The 26,498-nt window shown below is 66.6% G+C and carries 24 protein-coding genes; 13 read left to right on the top strand and 11 right to left on the bottom strand.

The features are described from left to right. Positions 1-6: 6 nt before the first annotated feature. Together purF and NOV65_RS09550 are read right to left on the bottom strand one after the other, a co-directional pair. Positions 7-1,377, bottom strand: a complete 1,371-nt coding sequence (purF, locus tag NOV65_RS09555; protein WP_257306228.1) for an amidophosphoribosyltransferase — start codon at positions 1,375-1,377, stop codon at positions 7-9. A gap of 88 nt (positions 1,378-1,465) precedes the next feature. Further along, the gene (locus tag NOV65_RS09550; RefSeq protein WP_257306227.1) at positions 1,466-2,053 is read right to left on the bottom strand and encodes a hypothetical protein; all 588 of its coding nucleotides are present in this window, start codon (positions 2,051-2,053) and stop codon (positions 1,466-1,468) included. 50 nt (positions 2,054-2,103) lie between these two features. Here NOV65_RS09550 and NOV65_RS09545 point away from each other — a divergent pair, with 50 nt between their 5' ends. After that, complete coding sequence (locus tag NOV65_RS09545; protein ID WP_257306226.1) at positions 2,104-2,739, top strand: HAD family hydrolase; 636 nt, start codon at positions 2,104-2,106, stop codon at positions 2,737-2,739. 130 nt (positions 2,740-2,869) lie between these two features. Here the strand turns inward: NOV65_RS09545 and NOV65_RS09540 are convergent, their stop codons facing one another. Continuing rightward, positions 2,870-3,424, bottom strand: a complete 555-nt coding sequence (locus NOV65_RS09540; RefSeq protein WP_257306225.1) for a TlpA family protein disulfide reductase — start codon at positions 3,422-3,424, stop codon at positions 2,870-2,872. Between the two features lie 96 nt (positions 3,425-3,520). Here NOV65_RS09540 and NOV65_RS09535 point away from each other — a divergent pair, with 96 nt between their 5' ends. Further along, the gene (locus NOV65_RS09535; protein WP_257306224.1) at positions 3,521-4,381 is read left to right on the top strand and encodes a sulfurtransferase; all 861 of its coding nucleotides are present in this window, start codon (positions 3,521-3,523) and stop codon (positions 4,379-4,381) included. Continuing rightward, a complete protein-coding gene (locus tag NOV65_RS09530) occupies positions 4,378-5,562 on the top strand; it encodes an MFS transporter (protein ID WP_257306223.1) in 1,185 nt (394 codons plus the stop codon). The genes NOV65_RS09535 and NOV65_RS09530 overlap by 4 nt, the downstream gene beginning before the upstream one ends. 49 nt (positions 5,563-5,611) lie before the next feature. Here NOV65_RS09530 and NOV65_RS09525 read toward each other — a convergent pair whose 3' ends face one another. After that, a complete protein-coding gene (locus NOV65_RS09525; protein WP_257306222.1) occupies positions 5,612-7,060 on the bottom strand; it encodes a hypothetical protein in 1,449 nt (482 codons plus the stop codon). A 27-nt stretch (positions 7,061-7,087) separates the two neighbouring features. Then, positions 7,088-8,347, bottom strand: a complete 1,260-nt coding sequence (locus NOV65_RS09520) for a hypothetical protein (protein WP_257306221.1) — start codon at positions 8,345-8,347, stop codon at positions 7,088-7,090. Between the two features lie 425 nt (positions 8,348-8,772). On the opposite strand from NOV65_RS09520, the gene NOV65_RS09515 reads away from it, so the two are divergent. After that, positions 8,773-9,996, top strand: coding sequence for an ABC transporter permease (locus tag NOV65_RS09515; RefSeq protein WP_257306220.1), 1,224 nt, complete (start codon positions 8,773-8,775; stop codon positions 9,994-9,996). Positions 9,997-10,002: 6 nt separating this feature from the next. Here the strand turns inward: NOV65_RS09515 and NOV65_RS09510 are convergent, their stop codons facing one another. Further along, the gene (locus NOV65_RS09510) at positions 10,003-11,640 is read right to left on the bottom strand and encodes an acyl-CoA synthetase (protein ID WP_257306219.1); all 1,638 of its coding nucleotides are present in this window, start codon (positions 11,638-11,640) and stop codon (positions 10,003-10,005) included. Positions 11,641-11,914: 274 nt separating this feature from the next. On the opposite strand from NOV65_RS09510, the gene NOV65_RS09505 reads away from it, so the two are divergent. After that, entirely contained in the window at positions 11,915-14,155 is a 2,241-nt protein-coding gene (locus NOV65_RS09505) for a serine/threonine-protein kinase (RefSeq protein WP_257306218.1), read from the top strand. Between the two features lie 62 nt (positions 14,156-14,217). Here NOV65_RS09505 and NOV65_RS09500 read toward each other — a convergent pair whose 3' ends face one another. Further along, the gene (locus tag NOV65_RS09500; RefSeq protein ID WP_257306217.1) at positions 14,218-14,628 is read right to left on the bottom strand and encodes a hypothetical protein; all 411 of its coding nucleotides are present in this window, start codon (positions 14,626-14,628) and stop codon (positions 14,218-14,220) included. A 100-nt stretch (positions 14,629-14,728) separates the two neighbouring features. Next, entirely contained in the window at positions 14,729-15,940 is a 1,212-nt protein-coding gene (rocD, locus tag NOV65_RS09495) for an ornithine--oxo-acid transaminase (RefSeq protein ID WP_257306216.1), read from the bottom strand. Positions 15,941-16,159: 219 nt separating this feature from the next. Between rocD and NOV65_RS09490 the strand changes: the two genes are divergently transcribed. From NOV65_RS09490 to NOV65_RS09465, 6 genes are all read left to right on the top strand, one after another. Then, a complete protein-coding gene (locus NOV65_RS09490; protein ID WP_257306214.1) occupies positions 16,160-16,900 on the top strand; it encodes a YIP1 family protein in 741 nt (246 codons plus the stop codon). Then, on the top strand, positions 16,901-18,142 hold the full coding sequence (locus NOV65_RS09485; RefSeq protein WP_257306213.1) for an efflux RND transporter periplasmic adaptor subunit: 1,242 nt from the start codon (positions 16,901-16,903) through the stop codon (positions 18,140-18,142). It abuts the gene before it with no gap. Further along, the gene (locus NOV65_RS09480) at positions 18,142-19,365 is read left to right on the top strand and encodes an ABC transporter permease (protein WP_257306212.1); all 1,224 of its coding nucleotides are present in this window, start codon (positions 18,142-18,144) and stop codon (positions 19,363-19,365) included. Before NOV65_RS09485 ends, NOV65_RS09480 begins: the two co-directional genes overlap by 1 nt. Further along, entirely contained in the window at positions 19,362-19,979 is a 618-nt protein-coding gene (locus NOV65_RS09475) for a YiiX family permuted papain-like enzyme (RefSeq protein WP_257306211.1), read from the top strand. The genes NOV65_RS09480 and NOV65_RS09475 overlap by 4 nt, the downstream gene beginning before the upstream one ends. A gap of 77 nt (positions 19,980-20,056) precedes the next feature. Next, on the top strand, positions 20,057-21,415 hold the full coding sequence (locus tag NOV65_RS09470) for an acyclic terpene utilization AtuA family protein (protein ID WP_257306210.1): 1,359 nt from the start codon (positions 20,057-20,059) through the stop codon (positions 21,413-21,415). A gap of 103 nt (positions 21,416-21,518) precedes the next feature. Continuing rightward, positions 21,519-22,724, top strand: a complete 1,206-nt coding sequence (locus NOV65_RS09465) for an FG-GAP repeat domain-containing protein (RefSeq protein ID WP_257306209.1) — start codon at positions 21,519-21,521, stop codon at positions 22,722-22,724. A 45-nt stretch (positions 22,725-22,769) separates the two neighbouring features. On the opposite strand, the gene NOV65_RS09460 is transcribed toward NOV65_RS09465, so the two are convergent. Continuing rightward, positions 22,770-23,231, bottom strand: a complete 462-nt coding sequence (locus tag NOV65_RS09460; protein WP_257306208.1) for an Hsp20/alpha crystallin family protein — start codon at positions 23,229-23,231, stop codon at positions 22,770-22,772. Positions 23,232-23,424: 193 nt separating this feature from the next. Between NOV65_RS09460 and NOV65_RS09455 the strand changes: the two genes are divergently transcribed. Together NOV65_RS09455 and NOV65_RS09450 are read left to right on the top strand one after the other, a co-directional pair. Continuing rightward, positions 23,425-24,519, top strand: coding sequence for a S1C family serine protease (locus NOV65_RS09455; protein WP_257306207.1), 1,095 nt, complete (start codon positions 23,425-23,427; stop codon positions 24,517-24,519). 263 nt (positions 24,520-24,782) lie between these two features. After that, positions 24,783-25,085 (top strand): hypothetical protein, encoded by a 303-nt coding sequence (locus NOV65_RS09450; protein WP_257306206.1) that lies wholly within the window; start codon positions 24,783-24,785, stop codon positions 25,083-25,085. Between the two features lie 47 nt (positions 25,086-25,132). Here the strand turns inward: NOV65_RS09450 and NOV65_RS09445 are convergent, their stop codons facing one another. Together NOV65_RS09445 and NOV65_RS09440 are read right to left on the bottom strand one after the other, a co-directional pair. After that, a complete protein-coding gene (locus NOV65_RS09445) occupies positions 25,133-25,942 on the bottom strand; it encodes an MqnA/MqnD/SBP family protein (protein WP_257306205.1) in 810 nt (269 codons plus the stop codon). Positions 25,943-26,043: 101 nt separating this feature from the next. Further along, on the bottom strand, positions 26,044-26,412 hold the full coding sequence (locus NOV65_RS09440; protein ID WP_257306204.1) for a cytochrome c3 family protein: 369 nt from the start codon (positions 26,410-26,412) through the stop codon (positions 26,044-26,046). Between the last annotated feature and the right edge of the window lie 86 nt (positions 26,413-26,498).

Genomic DNA, 26,498 nt, shown 5'->3' with positions numbered 1-26,498 from the left:
GCGTGGCTACTGCTTGGACTCCGGCACCACCGGGTAGTCGCCGGTGAAGCAGGCGTAGCAGTACCCCTGCCCGTCGTCCCCCATGCAGGCCTCCAGGTCCTTCAGATCGAGATAGCCAAGGCTGTCGGCTTCCACGAAGCCCTCGATCTCCTTCAGGGACATGTAGGAGGCGATGAGGTGCTGCCGCTTGGGAGTGTCGATGCCATAGAAGCAGGAATGCGTGGTGGGCGGACACGCGATGCGCATGTGCACTTCCTTGGCGCCGGCCTCGCGGACCATCTGCACGATCTTCTTGCTCGTGGTGCCGCGCACGATGCTGTCATCCACCAGCACCACCCGCTTGCCCGCCAGCAGGTGGCGCACGGGATTCAGCTTCACCTTCACGCCGAAGCTGCGGATGTTCTGCTTGGGCTCGATGAAGGTGCGGCCCACATAGTGGTTGCGGATGATGCCGAAGTCGAAGGGGATGCCGGATTGCTCGGAATAGCCGAGGGCCGCGCTCACACCGCTGTCGGGCACGGGCACGATCAGATCCGCCTCCACGGGATGGCGCAGGGCCAGCATCCGGCCCATCTCCCGCCGGGCCACCATGACGCTCTTGCCGTAAACCAGGGAATCCGGCCGTGCGAAGTAGATGTGCTCGAACACGCAGGGCTTCGGCTGGACCTTGGGCAGGGGGAAGATGGACCGCAACACGCCGCCGTCCCGCGGCACCACCACCATCTCGCCGGGGGCCACGTCGCGAATGTAGGCCGCGCCCACCAGATCGAAGGCGCAGGTCTCGGAGCTGAACACCGTGGTGCCGTTCATGTGGCCCATGGCCAGGGGCCGGAAGCCATGGGGATCCCGGGCGGCGATGAGGGTGTGCTCGGTGAGGACGAGCAGGGAGTAGGCGCCCTCGGCCTGGCGGAGGGCGGAGACCACCGCATCCTCCAGCGTGTCCGCCTTGGCCCGGTTGATGAGGGCCAGCAGCACCTCGGAATCCGAGGGGCTGGTGAAGGTGTGGCCATCCGCAATCAAGGCGGCGCGCAGGGTCTCCGTGTTGGTCAGGTTCCCGTTGTGGCAGAGGGCCACCTGGCCGAAGCGGCCGTGGATGAGGAAGGGATGGGCCGCGGAGGCCACGTTGCCGCCCGTGGTGGAGTAGCGCGTGTGGCCGATGGCGGCGTCGCCGGGCAGGCTGTCCAGGACGGTCTCGGAAAACACATCCGCCACATAACCCAGGGCCTTGTGGAGGTGGAGCCCCTCAGCATCGCCCGAGCAGATGCCGGCGGCTTCCTGGCCCCGATGCTGAAGCGCGTAGAGGCCCAGGTAGGTCTGCCGCGATGCTTCCGTCTGGGGACAGATCCCGAATACCCCGCACTCGTCCCTGAACGGCATGACCCCTCCGAGCCTTTCAGGATAAACCCTGGACGCCCGAACCCCCAGCCCGGAGGCCGAAAGCCACGGCCCTCAGCCGGATGCGTGGCTAGCGGACCGTGGCGCCCTCCTCGGATTCCTGCCGGGCCTCCTGGGCCCAGGCCTTCAGCGTGCTGAGCAGCACCGTCCCGTCCTCAGCCGGAGCCAGGGACCCGGTGCCATCCAGGCCTTCGAGGTGCAGCTCGATCCGGGCCAGGTCGCCCTTCTCGAAGCGCGCGCTGAGGTCGCAAAGGGCCAGCAGGCCCGGCGCCACCTCCACCAGGACCGTGGAGGTGTGCAGCCCGGCTGGCACCTCCAGGCTCCAGATGGGCACGCTCCGGGCGCCGAACCGCAGAGCGATGGGCTCGGCGTGGGTCTGGGGCGAGGGTCCAGCCAGATACAACAACCGCTCCGCCCGCCCCAGCAGAAGGGCCTGGGAATAGGCCGTCCCCTGGGTGCGGTCGGCTTCGAGCCGCCAGCCGCCCATGCGCGGCTTCTTCACCCGGTTGTGGCTGGTGGTGCCCTCGGTGGCCACCAGCCGGAACCGCGTCTCCAGGGGCGCGGGCTCGCCACGCATCCACATCTGCATGCGGTACCGAAGGCCCTCCTGCGCCGCAGCGGGAAGGGAAAGAGCCAGAAGGAACGCCAATCGGATCAAGGAGCCACCATCCACACCTTCGAGGATGCCATCTCGTGGCATCCTGAGCCATGCCGCTCTGCTTCGACCTCGACGGGACCCTCGGCCATTTCAGTTCCGGTTTCGTGCTGCTGAGGGAGGCCCTGGGCGAGCTCTGGGGCACGGCCCCGACGGCGGAGGACCTGGGTGGCTGCGGAGGTTCGACCGACTGGGAGATCGTGGACGAGCTGCACCGGATGAAGTTCGGTTCTGGCCTCGACGAGGCCGGCTACGGGGCCTACCAGGCCGCCTGCGTGGCCCGCTTCCAGGCGGTGTTCGCCCCCGGATGCCGGGCGGCCGTTGCCTACGGCGGCATCATCGAAGCCCTGCACCGGCTGGCGGAGCGCCACCCGGTCTGGCTGGTCTCGGGCAACGCCCCGGACCTGCTGGCCTTCAAGGCCGACACCCTGGGCATCGATCCGGCCATCCCCAGGCTGGGCTCCCTGCCCCGCCACGACCGCACGGACCTGCTGCGCCGGGCTCTGGAGGGCTGCCCTGGGCCCCATCTCTACGTCGGCGACCGTCCCCACGATCTGGCGGCCGCCCGGGCCGCCGGGTTGCCTTTCCTGGGCGTGGGCGAGGCTGTGCCCGGCGACCATCCCAATCTGCCCACGAGCGCCGCGCCCGAGCAGGTGGTCGAATCGGTCGTCGCCCTGATCAGGGACTAGAAAACCCCTGGCGGGAGGCCTTCGCCCACTGGGCCCAGCGGAACCAGGGGGCTTCCGGAGCCGCGGCAACCCGGGCCACCCAGGCGCGGAGAGGGTCCTCCAGCAGGCCGCCACCGGGGTGGCGCTCCTGTCAGCGCCCCTTCAGGGCCTCGTCCAGCGCGCGTTTCGCCATGCCTTCGCCATATCCCGCCCAGCTCTTCAGCACCCGGCCCTGGCGATCGATGATGAAGGTGGTCGGGATTCCGCGGATCTCCCCGAAGGGCTCCAGGCCCCCCGGCCCGTCAGGCACGAAGGCCGTGAGGCCCAAGTGCGGGTTCTGCGCGAGGTAGGGCTGCACGTCCTTCCAGCCGCCCCGATCCACGGAGATGGGAAGCACCACGTAGCGATCACCTCCGGCCCGCTGGAGTTCCGCCACCTCCGGCAGGGACTTCCGACAGGGGGGACACCAGGTGGCCCACACGTCCACCAGCACTACCTGACCCTTGTAGTCCGCCAGGGTGTGCCGGGCCCCCTCCGCATCGCGGAAGGCCACCCGGCTCACGTCCGTGCCCGCGGAAGCGCCGCCTTCGGCCCCGCCGGTGAAGGCTCGAACCGCCACCACCCCCGCCAGCAGCAGGCCGCCACCCACGAGGGCCGCCGCGGCAATGGTGCGCCAGCGGGATTCGGGAACATAGGCATCAGACATGGGGCCTCCCACCTTCCACCAGCAACGCCTGCGTTGCCCGTGATCCAGGGTCAGTCTTCAGGTTAATGCCCGGGCCGGCTCCTTCATACTGGTTGGATGCCGCTGATCTCCGCCACCGACCTTCGCGACCACCTCGCCTCGATCCGCCTGCTGGATGCCCGTCAGGATCCGGCCGAGTACGCCTCCGGCCACCTCCCTGGAGCGTTTCACGCGGACTTGAACCGCCACCTCAGCACGGCCACCGATCCTGGCCACGACCCGGCCTGGGGTGGGCGCCACCCCCTGCCGCCGGTGGCGCGCTTCGCGGCCCAGCTCGGCGCCTGGGGCATTGGTCCCGGCACCGAGATCGTGGTCTACGACGCCAGCGGCGGCGGGAACGCAGCGGCGCGTCTCTGGTGGATGCTGCGGGCCCTGGGGCACGAGCGCGTTCTTGTCCTCGATGGCGGCCTCCAGGCTGCGCAGGGAGCCGGGTTGACACTCACTGTCGAAAGGCCGCCCGTGGCCCCCGTTGGACCCTACCCAGCCGATCGCTGGATCCTCCCCCTCGCCAGCATGGACATCGTGGAGACGGTCCGCCGCGATGCCACCCGCAAGCTGCTGGACGTCCGCGCCGCCGAGCGCTGGCGCGGGGACAGCGAAACCCTCGATCCCGTGGCCGGGCACATCCCCGGTTCCGTGAACCTGGCCTGGAATGACAACCTCCGGCCCGATGGCCGCTACAAGTCGCCCGAGGAACTGCGCGCCCAATACGAGGCCCTGCTGGACGGCACTCCTCCCGGCCGCCTCACCGTCCATTGCGGCAGCGGCGTCACCGCTTGCCACACCCTCCTGGCCCTGGAAGTCGCCGGTCTCCACGGCGCCGCGCTCTATGTCGGCAGCTGGAGCGAATGGTGCCGCAGCGACCGCCCAAAGGCCGGAACCCACCTCCCGCCCCCTGAGGATCTGACCAGCCGATGAACCCCTGGAAAGGCCTTCGTGGCCTCCCCCGCGAAGTCTGGCTGGTCTGCGCCAGCACCCTGGTGAATCGCCTGGGGACCATGGCCCTGCCCTTCCTGGTGCTCTACCTCACCCAGGGCCGTCGCTGGACGCCGGAGGAGGCGGGCTTCGGGATGATGATCTACGGCGCCGGCGCCCTGGCGGCGGGCCCCTTCGCGGGCCGGCTGGCGGACCGGCTGGGGCATGTCCATGTGCTGAAGGCCAGCCTGTGGACCTCCGGCACCCTGCTGCTGGTCATCCCCTTCGCCACCACGAAACCCGTGCTCTTCGCCCTCATCTTTCTCTGGGCCGCCCTCACGCAGGCCTTCTGGCCCAGCGCCATGGCCCTGCTGGCGGAGCTCGCCGCGCCGGACCAGCGCAAGGCCGTCTACGCCCTGCACCGCCTCTCCGTGAACCTCGGCATGGCCGTGGGCCCGGCCCTGGGCGGCGTCATCGCCCATCGCAGCTACACCTGGGTGTTCTGGACCGATGGCCTCAGCACCCTGGCCGGCGCCGTCCTGCTGGGACTGCTGCTGAAGACGCGGCCCCGGCCCGCCGTGCCCCACGACCACACACCGGGCGCGAGTCCCTGGCGGGACCGCCGGCTGGCCTTCCTGCTGCTGCCCTTCATCCCCATGCTGATGGTGTTCTTCCAGATCGAGGGCACGCTGCCGCTGTGGGTGGTGCGCGACCTGGGCCTGGGGAGCCGCTTCTACGGCCTGCTGTTCACCGTGAACACCCTGCTCATCGTGGCGCTGGAAGTGGCCCTCAACCTGGCCATGGCCCGCTGGCCCCACGGCCGCCAGCTATTCCTGGGGGCGCTGTTCCTCGCCTTCGGCTTCGGCCTCACCGCCTGGGCCACGGGACCCACCACGCTGATCCTCACCACCGTGATCTGGACCTTCGGCGAGATGACCCTCTTCCCCGCCATGAGCGACGCCGTGGCCACCCTGGCGCCGCCGGACCGCCGCGGCGAGTATATGGGCCTGCTTTCCCTCTGCTTCGCCGCGGCGCTGGCCCTGGGCCCCTGGCTGGGTGTGCTGGCCTACGCCAAGGTGGGCCCCCGGGCGGTGTGGTTCGCCACCTTCGGCATCGCCCTGGCCGCGGGACTGCTGCTGGCGCGGTTCCGGGTGCCGAGGGCCGCCCCCATCGGCAGAGGTTGACGGGCGGGGGTCAACGCGGGTGGGGCAGCCAGCCTCCCCAATCAACGCCTCACAGATTCTCGTAGGTCATCGTGACCGTCGGCGGGACCAGGAGCATCTCCACGTAGTGATCCCGCACCACATTGTTCTGGGTACTCCAGGAATAGGGGACCCTGTCGCCGCTCTTGCCGCCAGGCAGGGTATTCCCGATGTCATTGCCCATGGTGTTCAGCCGTTGGCCCTTCCATTTGACTTCGAACATGAAGCGCCGACTGACCAGCATGTTTGGGTTCTTGACGTAGTAGGCGTACGAGGTGTGGCCGGATGGATCAATGGTCATCGCGAATTCCCAGATCAGTCCGTCTTCCCCCGCAAATTTGAACTGTTTGAGGGGCGTGTAGACGCTGAAAGTGAAGGGCACGGGTTTGGTCTTGCCCGAATAGGCAACCGTCAGCTCCGCCGCCTGCTGGATGCCTTCCTGCATGGCGGGGCTGATCCTGATGGGCAGAGGGACGGTCATCGTCTGGCCGCCTGGCACCTGAACGTTCACTTGGGCCATGGCGAACCCAGCTGGCAAGGTCTTGGCGGTGACCTGGGCGAGGACGGGCTGCTTCTCCGCATTGGTCAGGACCAGTTCCGCGCCCGACAACGCGCCGAGCTTGCCCGAGTACGCCACCACATCCCGGTTGGACATCACGGCGATCATCCCGATCTTCAATCCCTCGAAGCGCCCCGATACCGGGACGGACGCCCTCCACATGCCACCTTCGAAGGAAAGGGTGGCCTGGTGATCGCCGACATAGGGGCCATCCACCAGATCCAGTTTCGGCGCGAACACCAGAGTCGCCACCAGCTCGTTGCCTTCCCGGGCGAGGACCGAGAACGGCGCTTTGGTGAGCGTGGCCAGGAGGGTTCTGGATGCATTCGCATGCATCGCGGGGGCAGCACCTGCCCCGGGGCCGGCCACCATCTGGGAGCCCGTGGTCTGCCTCTGCACCTGGGTCGGAGCCGGCCGCGGAGTCGGGCCCGCCGGAAGGCCGAAGACCTTCACCTCGGCCAGCGTGAACGGTGAATTCGGCGCCAATGAGATGACCACTTTCCCTTCCCGCGGCGCCACCACCTTGACCTCGACCTGGCGACGGTCGCCGGAAAACAGGCGGCCGAAAGGCACCGAGGCCGGTACGGGCTGTCCCGCGACGATGGCGCCGCTATTCAACCCCGCCACACCGGCCGCCCCCGGCCCGGCCTGGGGTCCCTGCTGCACGATCCCGGCGTTGGGAGTGGGCGGCTTGGTCGTGGGCACCTGCTGGACCCCCTGGGCAGGTGCCGCGACGGGGGCTGGCACCTTGCGCTGCATGGTTTGCGCTCCCAGTGGGAGAACACAGAGCGTGGGAAACAGCCAAGCGGCAAACAGCAGACCGCGCCTTGCAGGAAGGTCGAATCGAAGCGTCATTTCAATCTCCTTACCGGACACCAATGGAATGGAAACTGAGCCTGCCTGCGGGATGGGCAGCCGCAACTCGGTCAGCGCGTGGGCGGTGGCCCGTCAATTCGGCCAGGGACTCACGCCCCGGGGACCGCTCACCCACACATTTAAGGCATAGCCAGATTGACTATCGTCCCTTGCCGGGGCGGTTAAAAACGGTGAGGTATGGAAATGCTGCATCTTCCAGCTCACACGGATGTTGTCACCAACCCATTCCGCGTTCGAGACGCCATTCTCCTGGAAGTTGACTCGTTGTTCTGGGGGCATGTCCCAGTATTCGAACACCATGCTTTCGGCAATGAACCCAGGCTTCATTTTGCTGAAGTCGAAAAAGTCCTGGCCACCGTTGAAGACAGAAGTAGCATCCCTGACCACCGAAGCAGACCTTCCAGGGAAATAGCCACTTCCCGGTGAACTGTACTGGGCCAAAACCGGATGATTCGCCATATCCGTCACGGCTGCCGGAACGAATACGCTCGGGAGAATCTTCGCCAGCAGCATGGTTTCACGCACCGCGTAGAACTTGAACCCGGCTTTCTGCACCTGCGGCGCCCCGGAAGGCACCACCACCAGCGTCACGTTGCTCTGATCCAGTTCCCCGGTGACCTGCGGATTCACCTTCGCGATGATCTGTGTATCACTCCAGAATTCGATCTGCAAAGAGACCTGTCCCGTGGCAAAGGGCCCATAGATGTAGGCCTGCCCCTGGGTGTCGCCGAACATGCAGCCCTTGATCGTGTACAGGTTGAACTGCGGATCGGGAGTGAAGACCGTTCCCTTCGCTTGTCCGTTCACCGTGCCGATGGTCGGGCGCAGGCAGGGACCCTGAGCCATCCCCAGTCCGGCGGGGGCTGGCGGAGTGATCGTGTTCCCGGACATCCGCATGGCGCCTGTCGCTGGACCTGCGGGGATTGAATTGCCCATCGTGCGCCCAGGCGTCAGCGGGCGAGCCCCCGTACCCGGCCCTTTAGGCGCCATCCGCTGGGACGCCAGAATCGTGCTTCGTTCGGCCTCGGCGGCCTGCTTCTGAGCGCGTAGCGCGGCCGTCATGCTGGCATGCAGAGGGCTGCTTGCGGCATGTGGGTTCGACTTCTTGGGGGTGCTCTTTATCTGCCCCGGTCCCATCTTCTTGGCGGGAGATTCACGAAGTTGCTGCGGAGAAACACTCGCCTGCATCCCGCTGGCCTTGGCCGAGCCCGGGGTCGACCCCTTCAACACCTGGGGGACCGGGGCACCCCCCCCCTGGGACACACCCAGCAGCCAGGCGAAACCGGCACCGGCCAACCACAGACGAATGGTACGTTCACCCTTGGATCGCATGGGCGACTTCCCTTCAGTAAGAAGCGGCTTTTGGGAATGAATTTTCTCAAATAGGTAATGCGGATATTCAACCAGTCACCTTTATTCGTCAAGCACATTTCGACACGATTCGAAATGATCGTGAATGAGCTTAAAGACCACCAATGGATCCCCAACCTCCTTGATGACCTCAGCCCACAAGCCGCCCCGGATCGGGGTCCGGGTAAACCCGGTGTCCAGCCAGGCGGGATCATTCCCGGACCAGGCCCCGCCAAACCACCAGCCGGAAGACACCACCCTTCCAGCGGGCCGCCAGGGGCTCGATCTGGGGTTCGGCGGGTACGATCCGTTCGAGCTTTGCCCTCCCCTTCTCCCTCGGGATGACGGCCTCGGCTGGGCCAAGGCGATAGAATGGTGATCAACGGGAAGAGACCCGGGGGATGCCCATGGGGGTTCTCGAACTGGTCAAGGAGGCCCTGACAGCCACCACCCGGAACAAGCTCCGGGCCATCCTGACCATGCTCGGGATCATCATCGGCGTAGGCGCCGTCATTGCGATGATCGGCATCGGCGAGGGGTCCAAGCGGGCCTCCGTCGCGATCATCCGGAACATGGGCTCCAACATGCTGACCATCTTCCCCGGGGCCCCCGGCACCCACACCCACCATGGGCCCCAGGCCATGGGCAGCGCCGAGATCCTCAAGGAGGACGACGCCGCCCTGATCCAGGCCGAGCTGGAGGATTCCAGCGTCCATGCCGCGACACCGCAGGTCCAGACCACGCGGCCGGTGATCTTCCAGAACGCGACCTTCATCACCCACGTCCAGGGGACCGGGCCGGAATTCCAGATCATCCGGGCGTGGGAACTGGAAGCCGGCCGCTTCTTCACCGAAGCGGAAGTGAAGGGCCAGGCCCTGGTCTGCGTCATCGGCCAGACCGTCAAGGCCACCCTCTTCCCCTATGGGGACGATCCGCTGGGGCAGACCATCCGCGTCGGCTCGCTCCCCCTCCAGGTCGTCGGGCTGCTGGAGCGGAAGGGGGCCGGCATGTGGGGCGATCAGGACGACCTTGTCGTGGCGCCCTACACGACGGTGATGCGGAAGGTCATGGGGCGGAACACCATCCAGCGGATCATGGTCAGTGCGCACGAGGGCGAGGCGGGACTGGCCGAGGCGGAAATCACGGCCCTGCTCCGGCAGCACCTGAAAGTGCCCGTCTCCCAGGAGAACCCCTTCAACATCCGGAAGCAGGACGAGATGGTCCAGGCCATGGATCGGCAGGCGGGCATCCTGACGGCGCTCCTGGCCGTGGCCGCGAGCATCTCCCTGGTCGTCGGAGGCATCGGCATCTCGAACATCATGCTGGTGAGCGTGACCGAGCGGACCCAGGAGATCGGCATGCGCCGGGCCGTGGGCGCCACGAGGCGAACCATCCTCTGGCAGTTCCTCGCCGAGACCGTGGTCCTCTCGGTGCTGGGCGGCCTCCTCGGCATCGTGCTCGCCCTGGTGGCGGTGGCGGTCCTGGGGCGCCTCCAGATCCCGGCGGTCACGGAGGGCTGGGCCATCCTGCTGGGCCTGGGCTTCAGCGGCCTGGTGGGCGTCGTGGCCGGGCTGCTCCCCGCCCTGAAGGCCGCCAACCTCGATGTGATCGAAGCGCTCCGTTACGAGTGACCGGGGCTAGCTCAGCGCGTCCGTGGACTTCATGCGCTGGCGCAGGACGTATTTCTGGATCTTGCCCGTGGAGGTCTTGGGGATGGGGCCGAACACCACCATGGGCGGCACCTTGAAGCGCGCCAGGTGCGCCCGGCAGTGGGCGATGATGTCCTCCTCCTTCGACGTGGCGCCCTCCTTCAGCTCCACGAAGGCGCAGGGCACCTCGCCCCACTTGGGATCGGGCTTTGCCACGATGGCGGCCACCAGCACATCGGGATGGCGGTAGAGCACGTCCTCCACCTCCAGCGAGGAGATGTTCTCGCCGCCGGAGATGATGATGTCCTTGCTGCGGTCCTTGATCTTCACGTAGCCATCGGGCTCCAGCACCGCCAGGTCCCCGGTGTGGAACCAGCCGCCGGCGAAGGCCTCCGCCGTGGCCGTGGGGTTCTTGAGGTAGCCCTTCATGACGATGTTGCCGCGAAACATGATTTCGCCCATGGTCACGCCGTCGGCGGGCACGGGTTCCATGGTGGCCGGGTCCATCACCGTCATGGCCTCCTGGAGGAGGTACGGAATGCCCTGGCGCCCGTTCAGGCGGGCACGCTCGCCGAGGGGCAGGTCGTTCCACTCCTCGCGCTTCACGCAGACCCCAGCGGGACCGTAGGTCTCCGTGAGGCCGTAGACGTGGGTGATGCTGACGCCCAGCTTCTCCATGCCCTCGATGATGGCGGCCGGCGGTGCGGCCCCGGCCACGGCCGCGGACACCGGGTGGCCCAGCCCCTCGGGGATGAGGTGGGCGGAGTTGATGAGCATGCCGAGAACGACCGGGGCGCCGCAGAAGTGGGTCACGCCGTGGCGCTGGATCAGGTCGAAGATGGCCTTGGGTTCCACCTGCCGCAGACAGACGTTGACGCCGGAGAGGGCGGCCACGGTCCAGGGGAAGCACCAGCCGTTGCAGTGGAACATGGGCAAGGTCCAGAGGTAGACCGAGTGCGGCGGCATGTTCCAGCTGAGGACGTTGGCCACGGCATTAAGGTAGGCGCCCCGGTGGTGGTAGACCACGCCCTTGGGGTTGCCTGTGGTGCCCGAGGTGTAGTTGAGGGAGATGGCATCCCACTCGTCCACCGGCAGCTGCCAGGCAAAGTCCGGATCGCCCTCCCGGAGGAGCTGCTCGTACTCGATGGCACCCAGCAGGTCGCCCTTGGCGGCGGGATCGTCCACGTCCACCACCAGGATCTCCCGGCCCTCCAGCAGCTCCAGGGCGCGGCGGATGGTGGGGGCGAAGTCCCGGTCCGTCAGCAGCACCTTGGCCTCGCCGTGCTTGAGCATGAAGGCGATGGACTCCGCGTCCAGGCGCGTGTTGAGGGTGTTGAGCACGGCCCCGGCCATGGGCACACCGAAGTGGGCCTCGAACATGGCGGGCACGTTCGGCAGCATGGCCGCCACGGTGTCGCCGGGCTGCACGCCGCGGCGGGCCAGGGCCGAGGCCAGGCGGCGGCAGCGGGCGTAGGTCTCGCCCCAGGTGATGGACCGGTCGCCATGGACGATGGCCTTCTTGCGCGGGAAGACCGTGGCGGCGCGCTCCACGAAGGTGAGCGGCGACAGCTGGACGTGGTTGGCCTGGTTCTTGTCTAGACCCGTGGCGAAGGGATTGCGGCCCATGGACATCCTCCCGGAAGGCAGGTCGTGGTGAGGGTTGTGGGGAGATCTGTTCCCAGGCTACTCCCGGGCCGGGACCACCACAGCGCCGTCAGTCACAACTCCAGCCCGTCTCCGGGTGAAGAAACCTTCTTCAGTTTCCAGAAAAACAAGACCACATCAAATTCCATGGCCTGTTTTTGAAAGGGACCATCCAGGCATAGTAAGCCCCTTGACCTCGGGTATGGCCGGGCGTATGTAGGGACAGGCAACACCGTGAAGTGTCGAGGTAACCGAAATGGCGACGGACGCACTGGTCGGGAAATCGGTTTCGCACTATCGGATCACACGCCAGCTTGGTTCCGGGGGGATGGGGGTCGTCTACGAAGCCGAGGACACCCACCTCGGGCGCCACGTGGCCATGAAGGTCCTGTCCGAGGAGATGCAACGGGATCCGTCGATCCTGGAGCGCTTCCAGCGGGAGGCCAGGGCGGCCTCTACCCTGAACCACCCGGGTATCTGCACCGTGCACTCCATCGAACAGCACGAAGGCCAGTACTTCATCGTCATGGAGCTGATCGAGGGCCAGACCCTCGCCAAGCGGATCGGCCACCGGGCGCTGGATCTCGCCGAGACCCTCGACCTGGGCATCCAGATCGCCGACGCCCTGGAATCGGCACATGCGAAGGGCATCGTCCATCGCGACCTGAAGCCGGTGAACCTCATCCTCAACGCCCGCGGGCAGATCAAGATCCTCGACTTCGGGCTCGCGAAGATCTCGCCCCTGACGAACCACCTGGGCACCGCCGACCAGGATTCCCGGCTCGATACCGAGCTGGATCGCGGGGACCTCACCGTCGCCGGGATGGTGCTGGGGACCGTGCACTACATGTCCCCGGAACAGGCCCGGGGGCAGCTGACCGATGCCCGCACCGATCTCTTCTCGCTGGGCGCCATCCTTTACCAGATGGCCACCGGCGAGTTGCCGTTCCAGGGGGACACCCAGGCCATCGTGTTCGATGCCATCCTCAACCGCGATCCGCCACCCCTGGCCGAACTCAAACCGGAGACGCCGGCCGCCCTGGGACAGGTGATCGGCAAGGCGCTCGAGAAGGATCGCAACCTCCGCTACCAGACCGCCACCGACCTGAAGACCGACCTGCTCCGCCTGAGGCGTGACCTCGATTCGGGCCAGCGGCGCATGGCCGAGCTGACCGACTCGAAGGGCGGGGCCCCTGGCCGCGCCAAGCACTCCGTCGCCGTCCTCTACTTCCAGAACCTGAGCGGTGCCAAGGAGGACGAATACTTCCGCGACGGGATCACCGAGGACATCATCACCGAGCTCTCCAAGATCCAGGGACTGGAGACCTTCTCGCGATCGACGGTGATCGCCTACCGGGACAAGGCTGCGACTGCGGTCCAGATCGGCCAGCAGATCGGTGCATCCTTTGTGCTCGAAGGCAGCCTCCGGAGGGCCGGCGAGCGGCTGAGGATCAATACCCAGCTGGTCGACACCAGGACGGACCACCCTGTCTGGTCGGAGCGCTATGACCGCGAGATGAAGGACGTCTTCGAGGTCCAGGACGAGATCGCCCGGAAGATCGCCGAGGCGCTGCGCATCAAGCTGACCCCCCAGGAGAAGGAGGCCCTCGCGACCCGGCCCACGGAGAACCTGCAGGCCTACGACCACTACCTGCGGGGCCGGAGCTATGCCCGCCGGCTGACCCGGCAGGATCTCGAATTCGCCCTCCAGATGTTCAACGACGCCGTCAAGCAGGATCCCGATTTCGCGCTGGCCCACGCCGCCATCGCAAATGCCTGCGCCCAGTGCTACTGGCTGTACGAACGTGATCAGACCTGGATCGAACGGGCCCGGGCGGCTTCGGAAAAGGCGATGTCGCTGCGCCCCGACCTGCCGGAGGCCATGGTGGCCCAGGGCTGGATCGTCTATTCCCGTGGCGAGAACCTGGACGCGGCCCAGATCGTCCGCGTGGCGATCGGCCGGAAACGCGATTGCGAGGGGGCCTACTACCTGCTGCTGCGCTGCCTGTTCGCCTCGGGCCTGTACCAGGAGGTCGCAGGCCTGGCCGAGGAGGCCATCGAGGCCAGCGGAACCGACTACAACGTCTATCCGCCCATCATGAACGCGCTGGGGGCCCTGGCGAAGAAAGAGGCCCTGGCCAACCTGAGGATCCGGGCCGTCCAGGCCTTCGAAGCCCACCTGCGCGAGGTGCCCGAGGATGCCCGGGCGCGCGGTCTGGTGGCGTCCTATTACGCCGAGATGGGACGGGCCGAAGAGGCCAAGCGGGAGGCCGCCCTGGCGATGACGCTCCGCCCGAACGAACCCCTGATCCTCTACAATGCCGCCTGCACCTTCTGCAAGCTGAACCACCAGGCCGAGGCCCTCGATGCGCTCGGGAAAGCCTGGCGGGTGGGCTATCGGGACTCCGACTGGGCCTGGCGCGATCCCGACCTGGCCCTCCTCCACGGCGAACCTGAGTTCGAGAAACTGTTCCCGAGGAAGGGCGCCCCGGTCTGATCAGCCGACCGGATCCCCCGTCCGGATCAGACTCCAGGGAACCGGGTGATCCGCCAAGGAGATCACTCCCGGATCAGATCCCGCCGGTCCACCAGCTGGAAGACCTGTCCCTTCCAGCGAGCCGCCAGGGGCTCGATCTGGAGTTCGGCCGGCGCAATCCGTTCGATCCTGGCCTTGCCCCGCTCCCCCGGAAAGAGGAAGACCTGTTCGATCTCCCGGAATTCCTCCCGTGCCTCCGGGAACATCACGTACCGCACCAGCCACTGGGCCTCGCCCGCATAGACCTCGTAGCCGTAGTGGCGACAGTCGGGATCCGCGAGGACATGGGAGTCGAGCCGCAGCCAGTCCGGCGGAGCCGGGTCGCCCCGGAAGGCTGTGATGGTTCCGGAATCGCGCACGCCAACGGGTTCCAGGGGGGGTGTCGCCTCCCCTGGAACCAGAGCCAGCAGGCAGATCATGAGGACGTTCAGCATGGAGGGCATCTCCGCGGATTGTGAAAATACCGCTCATGCCTTCCATTTTCCCACCAACGGAGCGATCCGTCAGTCACGGGGGTGTGACTTCCCTGGATTTTCAGGCCTGGAGGACCGCTTCGAGCTGATCCACGGCCCAATCGATCTGTTCCTTGGTGATGACAAGAGGGGGCGCCAGGCGGATGGTGTCCACGTGGGTGTCCTTGCAAAGCATCCCGCGGTCCTTGAGGGCGTAGCAGTACTTGCGGGCGCCGCCAGCCTCGGGCTTGAGCTGCACACCGGCCCAGAGACCGATGCAGCGGACCTCCTTGAGCTTGTCAGTCTTCATGCCCTTGAGCCGGGCTTCGAGGTGCTTGCCCAGCTCCGCGGCCTTCTCCACGAGTTTCTCGTCCACCAGCACGTCCAGGGCGGCACTGGCCACGGCACAGCCCAGGGGGTTGCCGCCGTAGGTGCTCCCGTGGATGCCCGGGGTGAAGACGTCCATCACCGCGTCGTTGGCCAGGAAGGCGCTCACGGGGTAGTAGCCGCCGCTGAGGGCCTTGCCGATGGTGATGCCGTCGGGGCGGATGCCCTCGTGCTCGAAGGCGAAGAGCTTGCCCGTGCGGCCCAGGCCCGACTGGATCTCATCGAGCACCAGCAGGAGGTTGTTCTGGTCGGCGACCTCGCGCAGGCCCTTCAGGAAGCCCCTGGGCGGGATCACCACGCCGGCCTCGCCCTGGATGGGCTCCATGAAGATGGCGCACGTGTTCTTGTTGACGGCCTTCTTCACGGCCTCGAGATCACCGTAGGGCACGATGACGAAGCCGGGGGTGAAGGGACCGAACTTGCTGGTGCTGTCAGGATCGGTGCTGAAGCCCACGATGGTGGTGGTGCGGCCGTGGAAGTTGCCGTCGGCCACGATGATCTCGGCCTTGCCGTACTCGATGCCCTTCTTGTCATAGCCCCACTTGCGCATGGCCTTCAAAGCCGTTTCGACAGCTTCAGCCCCGCTGTTCATGAGCAGGGCCTTGTCGAAGCCCGTCAGCTTGCAGAGCTTTTCCAGCAGCGGCGGGAACTGGTCGTTGCGGAAGGCGCGGCTGGTGAGGGCCAGGGTCTTGATCTGGGCGATCATGGCCTCGCCGATCTTCGGGTGGTTGTGGCCCTGGTTCACGGCGGAGTAGGCGGCCAGGAAGTCCATGTACTTCTTGCCGTCCACATCCGTGAGGAAGACGCCCTCGCCCTTGGTGCAGACGACATCCAGGGGATGGTAGTTGTGGGCACCGAACTGGTTTTCCTGCTGGATCAGGGCTTCGGTCTTGGTGAGGGTGGTCATGGGATCTCCGGAAGGGGAAGGATGAGAAGGCTCAAGGGGAAAAGGTCCATTCTAGGCCCGGCCGCCCAGCCCACCAGAATTCCCGGAAAACCCTTGACGAAGTGTCAGGCCGCGAACCGCCCGATCCCGTGCCCGCCGGGCGGGGGATTCCCACCGCTGAGAGAAGGGGTGGGACAATGAGGTCACCAATCCAGTAATGTCATGCCTTCGGAGACTCCCATGAATGAGCAGCCCTCCTCCCTGTACGGCAACCAGCCCGAGGCGCCGCGTCCCCAACCTCCAAGCCTGATGGATCAGATCGCCGGCGTGTTCACGGCCCCCGTGGAGCTCTTCCAGCGCCTCAACAAGGCCCCCAGCTGGGCCTGGGCTCTGGGCGCCATCATCGTCGCGAGCCTGGTGGTCACCGTGATCTGGGGCCTGAAGGTGGACGTGGACGAGATGCTGCGGCCCATCCTGGAGCGGAACCCCCAGATCCAGTCCTCCCAGATCGACATGATCATCGAGATGCAGAAGAAGTTCATCATGCCCTTCAGCATCCTGGGCGCCCTGTTCGGCACACCCGCCATGCTGGCCATCCTGGGCCTCTTCTACTGGCTGGTGGGCAAGGCCCTCCCCCAGGACGAAGCCCCGAGTTACCTTCAGGCCTTCAGCGCCGCTGTGGTGCCCGGTCTGGTGAAGCTCCCGCTCCTGCTCCTCATCGCCGCGATCTGTCTGATGCGCCCCATCGGCGGCCTCACGCCCGATCGGATCGCCCCCACGTCTCTAGGCTACTTCCTGCGCCCGGAGAGCCTGCGCCTCCAGGCCGTTCTCTTCAATGTGGAACTGTTCCGGCTGGCCGAAGCGGTCCTGGCCTTCCTGGCACTCCGGTACCTGGTTCGCATGAAGACCGCCGGGGCCCTGATCTGCGTGCTGCTGCCCCTGCTCCTCTCCCTCGGCTTCGGCCTGATGAGGGCACAGTAGATGGCCTCCAGGAACACCAAGCTCCTCCTCGGCGGCGGTGCCGCCCTCGTGGTCCTGATCGTCCTGGGTCTCGCTTCCGGCGGCGCCCGGGACGAGGACAGCGCCTATTCCTGGGATGCGATCGGCCGCGGTGACATCCGCGAGACCATCAGCGCCAGCGGCGAGATCCGCGCCAAGACCCAGATCAACATCGGCACCTCTGTCGCCGGCGAGATCAAGGCCATCCATGTGAAGGATGGCCAGAACGTGAAGGCCGGCGACCTGCTCGTCACCATCGACCAGGAGCGGCTCAAGCAGGCCATGGCCCAGGCGCAGGGCGCCCTCGACGCTGCCCGCCAGGACGCCTCCCGCCTGGAGGCGGCCATGAAGCGCTCTGTGGACAGCTTCCCCCGGTACGAATCCCTCCGGCAGCAGGGCCTCATGTCCGATGAGGACTTCCGCCAGCAGAAGCTCGCCAAGGAAAGCGCCGTGCTGTCCTACAGCAGCGCCAGGGCCAACGTGGCCCAGAGCGAGGCCAACCTGAAGGCCATGCGGGATGGCCTGTCGAAGGCCACGCTCCGCGCGCCCATCACGGGCCGGGTGACCAGCCTGAAGGCCGAGAAGGGCGAGACCGCCATTCCCGGCATGAGCAACCTCCCCGGCGCCACCCTCATGATCATTTCCGACATGAGCGAGATGCAGGCGGAGATCAAGGTCAACGAAAGCGAGGTCGTGCGCACCAAGGTGGGCCAGACCGCCCAGGTGACCGTGGAATCGCTGCCCGGCAAGCTCTTCCAGGGTTCGGTCATCGAAGTGGCCACGGGCACCGAGAAGACCGGCACGGACGCCAACCTCTACAAGGTGAAGGTGGTGCTCCACGGGCGTCAGGAGGATCTGGACAACCTGCGCCCCGGCATGAGCGCCCGCGCCGTCATCCTCACCCACGAGGTCAAGGGCGTATTGCGCGTGCCCCTCCAGGCTGTGCTGGAGCGCGAAGGCACCCTGGAGGATGCCCAGAAACAGGGGCTTCTCGCCCCCGCCTCGCGCAACATCGTCCTGGCCTTCAAGAGTGGCAAGGCCGAGGAGCGCACCGTGCAGGTGGGCATCGCCAACACGCAGTTCTTCGAGCTGAAGGAGGGCCTGGTTGAGGGTGACAAGGTGCTCACGGGCCCCATCCGGAAGCTGAAAGAACTGAAGGACAAGACCTCCGTGAGCCTGCGGGTCCGGTCCGACAGCGAACTCGCGAAGACCAAGAAGCCCTGATGGACATCCACGAACCCATCTCCGCCGCCGTCCGCGCCCTCAAGGCCAACAAGATGCGCTCGGGCCTGACGATGCTGGGCATCATCATCGGCGTCGCCGCAGTCATCGTGGTGGTGAGCCTCGTCCAGGGTCTCAAGACCAGCGTACTGAAGCAGGTGGAGCGGGCCGGCAGCCAGACCATCTTCATCCGCCCCGTCTTCCCCATGGACATGCCCTTCGCCGAATACACCAAGATCAAGAACAAGGACATGACCCTGGACGAGATGCGGCGGCTGGCCCGGTCGGTGCCGCAGATCACCCAGGTGACGCCCCTCTTCTTCAACGGCACCGAGGTGAAGGCCGGCGGACGCAGCGCCACCGTCAATCAGATCATGACGGACGAGACCTACCTGGAGCTCAATAGCATCAACCTGGTGGCAGGCCGCAACTTCGTGCCTTCGGATCTGCGCCTGGGCAACAAGGTGGCCATCATCGGCCCCCGCGTCATCGAGAAGCTGGGCCTCAAGGGCAACGCCCTTGGCCGCATCATCAGCACGCCCACCCTCAGCCTCGAGATCATCGGCGTGCTCGAGGAGCAGGGCGCGCAGCTGGGCAACGACCCCGACCAGAACATCCTCATCCCCCTCTCCACCGGCATGGCCCAGCTCACGGAGGCCCAGCGGCGCCAGCTCTTCTTCCAGGCCCGGGTGGACCCCCGTCTCAGCGCCGATGACGGCGCCGAGCTGGTGGAGGAATCCCTGCGCCGCATCAAGGGTCTGCGGGGCGCCGAGCCCAACGGCTTCAAGGTCTTCAGCCCCAAGCAGATCACCGGGATCATCAGCGGCATCACAGGCACCATCACCGCCGTGGCCGGGGGCATGGTCTCCATCGCCCTGCTGGTGGGCGGCATCGGGATCATGAACATCATGCTGGTGAGCGTCACCGAACGCACCCGCGAGATCGGCGTGCGCAAGGCCGTGGGCGCCAAACGTCGGGACGTGCTGCTGCAGTTCCTCATCGAGGCCGCCTTCCTCTGCATCATGGGCGGCGCCATCGGCGTGGGCCTGGGCTTCGTCCTGGGCGCCGCCATCGGCAAGGCCCTGCTGGGCACCATGGGCTCCGTGCCGCTCTGGGCCCTCGTCAGCGCCTTCGCCGTGCCCGCCGCCATCGGCCTCATTTTCGGCCTCTATCCCGCTGCCAAGGCCAGCAAGCTGGATCCGATCGAGGCGCTGAGGTACGAATGAAACCTCTGCGCTCTCTCCTGCTCATCGGAATGTTGAGTGGGGGATGCCACGCTGCCGAAGTGGACCGATCGAGGCTCCGGGAGGCGGACATCCTGTTCCAGACCTCCCGTTCCTCCCAGAGCCTGGCCATCCAGCTCGCGACGCATTCGCGGTACAGCCACATGGGGATCCTCTTCCTGCAAGGGAGGCGATGGATGGTCTATGAGGCGGTCCAGCCCGTGAAGTGGACTCCCCTCGATGCCTGGATCCGACGAGGGGCCCAGAGGCGGGTGGTGGTCAAGCGCCTCAGGGACCGGGACCGGCGGCTCACTCCTCAGGTGCTGGGCCGCATGAAGGCTGCCGGCTCCCGGTTTCTCGGCAAGCCCTACGACCTGACCTTCGAATGGTCGGACGACCAGATCTATTGCTCGGAGCTGGTCTGGAAGATCTACAAGGAGGGGGCCGGGATCGAGCTGGGCTCCCTCCAAACGCTTGGGGAGTTCGACCTGTCGCACCCAGCGGTCCAGGCCAAGATCCGCGAACGCTACCGGGGGCAGCCGCCGATGGACGAACCGGTGATCTCCCCACAACGCATCTTTGACTGCCCGGATCTGGAGACCGTGGCGGCGCAGTGATCCGGTTCCAGCAGCCGGACCTTCGGCTGTTTCCCCGCCATGGGTAGACTGGATGTCCGTCTCGATCGGAGTTCCATATGTCGAAGGTTGTGCGCATTGCCAATGGGCAGGGTTTCTGGGGGGACAGTATCGATGCCCCGGTGCGGCTGGTGGAGGCGGGGGGGATCGACTACCTCACGCTGGACTACCTGGCGGAGGTGACGCTGTCCATCATGCAGAAGCAGCGGCGGAAGGATCCGCAGCTGGGCTATGCGACCGATTTCGTGGACCTCATGAAGCGCGTGCTGCCCCAGCTCAAGGCCAAGGGCATCCGCGTGGTGGCCAACGCCGGCGGCGTGAACCCCGAAGCCTGTCGCACGGCCGTGCTGGAGGTGGCGCGAAAGCTGGGCGTGAAAGGTGTGAAGATCGCCACGGTGACTGGCGATGACGTGCTGGGGCGGTTGCCCGAGTTCCAGGCGAAGGGCCTGAAGCTGGCCAACATGGACACGGGCGAAGGCCTGTTCGATGCGCCCCGGGAGATCTTAAGCGCCAACGTCTATCTGCAGACCCAGGCCATGGTGGAGGCCCTCGATACCGGCGCCGACATCGTGCTGACAGGCCGCTGCACGGATCCCGGCCTCACGCTGGCGCCCCTCATCCACGAGTTCAAGTGGGCCGCCGATGACTGGAACCGACTGGCGGCGGGCACCGTCGCGGGCCACATCCTGGAGTGCGGCGCCCAGAGCACCGGCGGCAACTTCACGCGCTGGTGGGAAGTGCCCGAGCTGTGGAACGTGGGTTATCCCATCGCGGAATGTTCGGAGGACGGCACCTTCGTCGTCACCAAACATGCGGGTACCGGCGGCCTGGTGACGGTGGACACCGTGAGCGAGCAGCTCGTCTACGAAATGGGCGATCCCCAGAACTACATCACGCCGGATGTGGTGGCGGAATTCTCCAGCATCCACCTTGAATCGGCCGGGCCGGATCGGGTGCGCGTCAGTGGCATCACCGGCAAGCCCCGCACGCCCTTCCTCAAGGTGAGTGGCGCCTATCTCAGGGGCTACAAGGCCACCGGCCAGCTGACCCTCTGCGGTCCCCGGGCCCTGGAGAAGGCGAAACTCTGCGCAGACATCGTCTGGAAGCGCCTGAAGGCCGCCGGCTTCGAATACGAGCACACCGATGCAGAATTCCTGGGCGCCAGCACGGTCCATGCGGGCATCGCGCCCGCCCCTGAGAACCCCGCTGAGATCGTCCTGCGCCTGAGCGTGAAGGATCCGGATCGAAAAAAAGTGGAACGCTTCGGCCGGGAGATCGCCCCGCTCGTCACCGCGGGACCGGCCGGTGTCACCGGCTTCGCGGGGGGCCGGCCCAAGGCCCAGGAGATCGTGGCCTACTGGCCGGCCCTCCTGCCCCGGGAACTGGTCAGCTGGCAGGTGAGCGTCGAATCGGTCTGATCAGGCCTCAACCCGGGGGCCTTCCCCTGGGTCCAACCTCCTACCTGCTTGCAGGTCCCTGCCCAATCGCACATCTTTGTTTCCACAGGTTCAAGGAGTCGCCATGCGTCCACGCACCTCCCTCTTCCTCGGATCCCTCAGCATCCTCGCCCTGCTGGGCTGCTCCTACTCGGACCACGACTACAACTACGGCCCCTCGGCCAGCTACCTGGTGAACGCCATCGCCGTGGCGGACATCGACGGCAACGGCCAGCCGGACATCCTGGGTCTGGTTTCCACGGACGTCGGCGGCGTGGCCACTCAGGGCTATGTCTCCACGCGCCTCCAGGGGCCTGCGGGCGCCTTTGCCATGCCCACCCGCTTCGGCGTGGGAACCGAGCCCGCCAATCTGGTGGTGGCGGACGTGAACGGCGACGGTCGGCCCGATCTCGTAGTCGCCAACGCGGCTGACCAGACCGTGAGCGTGCGGCTGGCGGATCCTGCCAAGCCAGGCTTCTTCCTGCCTGCCATCGTGCTGGCCACCCCCGGCCGCACCCCGCTGGACGTGGCTGTGGGTGACCTGGATGGCGACGGCAAGACGGACATCGTGGTGGCGGCCAGCGGCGCCAACAACGTCATGGTCTTCCTCCAGGGAGCCACCGCCGGGACCTTCTCAGCCCCCGTCACGTTCCCGGTGGGCGGTGATCCCCAGGCGGTCACCGTGGCGGATCTGGACGGGGACGGCACGCTGGACATCGCCGTGGCCACGACCGCGAACACCGTCTCCGTCCTGCGCCAGCTCCAGTTCTCCCCGACCCTGGTCGCCCAGAGCGCCGTGGACTACCCCACCGGCGTCCAGCCCGTGGCCATCAAGGCCGCGGACTTGAATGGCGATGGCAAGCTGGACCTGCTCACCGCCAACTATGGCGCGGCCCTCAGCCCAGACACCCAGGGCCTGAGCGTGCTGATCCAGGGCGCCACCGCAGGCACCTTCCTGCCGCCGGTCCACTACACCACCGGTTACCGCTCCACCGCCTTGGCCGTGGGAGACCTGAACGGCGACGGGAAGCTGGACGTGGCCGTGGCCGATGCAGGCCTGCCCGGAGATCCGGGCAGCGTGACCGTGTTCCTCCAGGATCCGGCCACCCCGGGCGCCCTGCTGACCCCCAGGACCTACCGCGGCGCCTGGGGCCCCATGGGCGTGGCCATCGGCGACATGAACGGGGACGGCCTCCCGGATCTGGTGCTGGCGGACGGTGACATCGTGGTGCGCTTCAACAACGCCACCACACCGGGCACCTTCGGTTCCCCCCAGTTCTTCTACAACTGATGCGAAAAAGGCCCCGTTTCCGGGGCCTTTTCGTAAGCGGGATGCTCATCCCAGACTGACATTGATCTTGCGGGGCCGGACCTCAGGCCGCTTGGGCACCATGAGGGTGAGGACGCCGTTGCGGAGTTCCGCCACCACCTTCTCTCCCTCCACGTCCTCGGGGAGGGTGAACGTGCGGCTGAACTGGCCGTGGCTGCGCTCCGACAGATGGACGCGCTCCCCGTCCTTCAGAACCTCCTCCTCGCGCTTGCCGGCGACGGTGAGGCGGGTGCCTTCCAGGCTGATCTCCAGGTCGGCCTCAAGGATGCCGGGCAGATCGGCCCGGAACTGGTAGGCATCCGGCGTTTCCTTCACGTCGAAGCTCGGCATGAAGGCGGCCGCGGGGGCGCCCAGCTCGTAGTCCCGGAGCGGATCCCAGCGCATGAAGTCGCGCATGAAGCGGAAGGGTTCCAGGCTGGCGGCCGTAGCCGGCAGGGCCTGGGGGTTGCGGGTGCGAAGGATGGTCATGAGTTCCTCCTTTGAATGTGGATCCCGGTCGTCCATGCGCCTGAGACGCAGGCCATGACGCCATTGCCGAATAAAATATTAGCGCCTTTAAGTCACATGTCAACCAGTGGTCTCGAAAAAACATAATTCTTCGATCCCAAGGGGTTGACCTGTCTCTCCAAGCAGATAGATTGGGTTCCGCCTTGGAGGTCCCATGCGCCGGAGCGTTCTCATCCTCGGCCTGTTGTCCGCAGGCCTCCTCGCCGGCTGGTGCGGCCACGCCCTCACGCCAAGCCTGGCGAAACCGCGCTCCGTGGAGGCCCGCGGGCCGCTCTACGAATGGGAGAAGGTCCAGGCCCAGCGGTTCAAGGAGGCCGCTCCCAGCGTGGTCTACATCACCACCACCGAGGAACGCGCCCGTGACTTCTTCGGGCTCGACCTGGTGGAAGTCCCAGCAGGCTCCGGCACAGGCTTCATCTGGGACGCCCAGGGGCATGTGGTCACGAACTTCCACGTGATCCAGGGCGCCACCCGGGCCTTCATCACCCTCTCTGATGGCAGCCGCCACGAGGCGGCCTACGTGGGCGGAGCGCCGGACAAGGACCTGGCCGTCCTGCTGATGACGAAGACGCCGCCCAAGCTGCGGCCCATCCCCCTCGGCACCAGCGCGGACCTGCAGGTGGGCCAGGCCGTGCTGGCCATCGGCAACCCGTTCGGCCTGGACCAGACCCTGACCACCGGCGTGGTGTCCGCCCTGGGCCGCGAGATCCAGAGCGTCACCCAGCGGCGCATCTCGGGGGTCATCCAGACCGACGCGGCCATCAACCCCGGCAACAGCGGTGGGCCGCTGCTGGACAGCGCGGGCCGCCTCGTGGGCGTGAACACGGCCATCCAGAGCCCCAGTGGGGCCAGTGCCGGCATCGGCTTCGCCATGCCCGTGGATACGGTGAACCGCGTGGTGCCCCAGCTCATCGCCCGGGGAAAGCTGGAGCGGGCGAACCTGGGCTTCGAACCCGTGGCGCCGCGGCTGGTGGAGCGGGCCTTCGGCCCCCAGAAGGGCGTGATGGTGGGGAAGGTCTACCGCGGCGGCCCCGCGGCCCGAGCAGGCCTCCAGGGTGTGGGCATGGAAGGGCGGCGCGTGTTCCCGGGCGACCTCATCCAGGCCGTGAATGGCCGTGCCATCGAGGACTGGGATGGTCTTCTCGACGCCGTGGAGACCCTGCCCATGGGTGGCAGCGCCCAGCTGGACATCCAGCGCGAAGGCCGCAAGCTGCGGGTGCCCATTCGCCTGGAGGCGGCGCGGGAGTAGCCGCCTGCCTTCGGAAACGGCAGGGGCGGGATCGCCGGTTCCAAATCCTCCCTCCGGCCTTGACGGCCAAGCCTTGAAGACCGAGACTCATTCCGTCTGAACGGCCCGTGGTCCGATGGACTGTGGCACGGTCAAGCACCCCGCAGAAGACCGGGCCCCACCCCACGGTCGCAGGTCTTCCTCGAAGGCCCCTCCCGCCCTGGCGCGAGAGCGGCCGCTCGTCCACCCGGCAAGCAAGCCCGGCAGCGAAAAAGGAGGCCAGGATGAAGAACGGCAGGATGAAGAGCAGAGTGTTCATGTTGAGCGCGTTGGGTGTGCTGGTGTTCGCCCTTTCCGCCTGCGTGGTGGCGCCCGGGCGCGGGGGTGGCCTGGAAGTGGTGCCCGTCCTGCCCACGGTGGTCGAGCTGGACATGGAGCCCTACTACACCTACAGCGGTTATGTGTACTACTACTCCGGGGACCGGTGGCTCTATTCCACCTCCAGGAACGGTCCCTGGACCGAGCTTCCCCGATCCCATTGGCCCCGCGAAACCCGGCGCAGGGGATGGGAGCGTCATGAACACTGACGAGGGCGTCCTTCCCGGGATGGTTCCGAGCTGATTGGTGATCGACTTCAGCCCTGGATCCACACGGGCTCAAGCCCCAGCAGCTTCTCCACGGCCTCCCGGCCGCGGGGGCCGGGATCCACTGTGAAGTCATTCACCCAGGCGTTCACGTAGCGGCCAATCATCTCGCGGTCCATGCCGCGACCGAAGGACTGGCTGTAATCAACGCTCTCCCAGTGGCGGGCGCGCGCCAGCTCCACGCTCTTCCGCATGAGCACGGCGAAGCGCTGCTTCACCTCCTTGGGGAGGTCCCGGCGGATGGCGTTCCCACCCATGGGCAGGGGCAGGTCGTAGGCGTGCTTCCACCAGGCGCCGAGATCGACCACCAGGCGCAGGCCCGCATCGTGGTACATGAGCTGGCTTTCATGGATGAGCAGGCCGGCCTGGAAGCGGCCCTCGGCTACGGCGGGCAGGATCTGGTCGAAGGGCAGCAGCTCGACCTTGGGCTCGAAGCCCAGAGACTTGCACCAGATCCGCATGGCCAAGTAGGCGCTGGTGCGCCGGCCCGGAATGGCGATGGTGAGCCCCTTCAGCGCCGCCGGTTCCAGGGGCGCGCCGCTCACCACGAGAGGGCCCGTGCCCTCCTGGATGCTGGAGCCGGCGGTCAACAGGTCGTAGCGGCCCAGGAGTTCCGGATAGGCGCCGAAGCTGATGGCCGTGACATCGTAGCGGCCTTCCGTGGCCTCGGCGTTCAGGGTCTCGATGTCCTTGCGGACGAAGGTGATCTCGAACTCCTCCGGATCCAGCCACCCCAGCGCCAGGGGCGCCATCATGTAGGCATCGTCGGAATCCGGGCTGTGGGCGATGGTGAACTTCATGGCGGACCTCCCCTCCAGTTCAGCACAGATTCAGGCCGGAGGGCCCGCTCCTCGATCAAAGTCCTGCCCATCCGGGCCTCAACCCGGAAATAGGTTCTCCGCTACAAAGGCGCCTTCAACTTGAAATCCGTATGGCATTCCAGGCACTTCACTTCAGGGGCCTTGTGCTGGTGGTGACAGTCCGTGCAGGGGAAGGGGCCAGGGTGCTTTTCCTTCTTAGGGGGATCGTGGGGATTGATGGGCAGGTGCTTGGTGTAGGCGGCCATGGCCGCATAGTCCCCATGACAGACCATGCAGGAATCCTCGGCCACCGCGGCCTGGGTGGGATTCTCATTGCGGTGACAGTCGAAACAGGTGAGGCCGCTCTTGGCATGCTTGCCCGGAAGGGGCCTTGGCGTGGTCGCCAGGCCTGCACCGCTGGCCAAGGAAGCGGAGATCAAGACAAACGCCGTCATCGCGTTGGGTCTCATGGATTGCCCCTCATGACAGATCTGCAGGCTCTGGGTTTCCCCAAGCGTATTCGGAAACCAGGCCTCCGTCTGCGAGCAACGACGAC

The organism is Geothrix campi (assembly GCF_024609265.1).
In the GTDB taxonomy this organism is placed as follows: domain Bacteria; phylum Acidobacteriota; class Holophagae; order Holophagales; family Holophagaceae; genus Geothrix; species Geothrix campi.
This window is presented reverse-complemented; position numbering and strand designations above follow the sequence as displayed.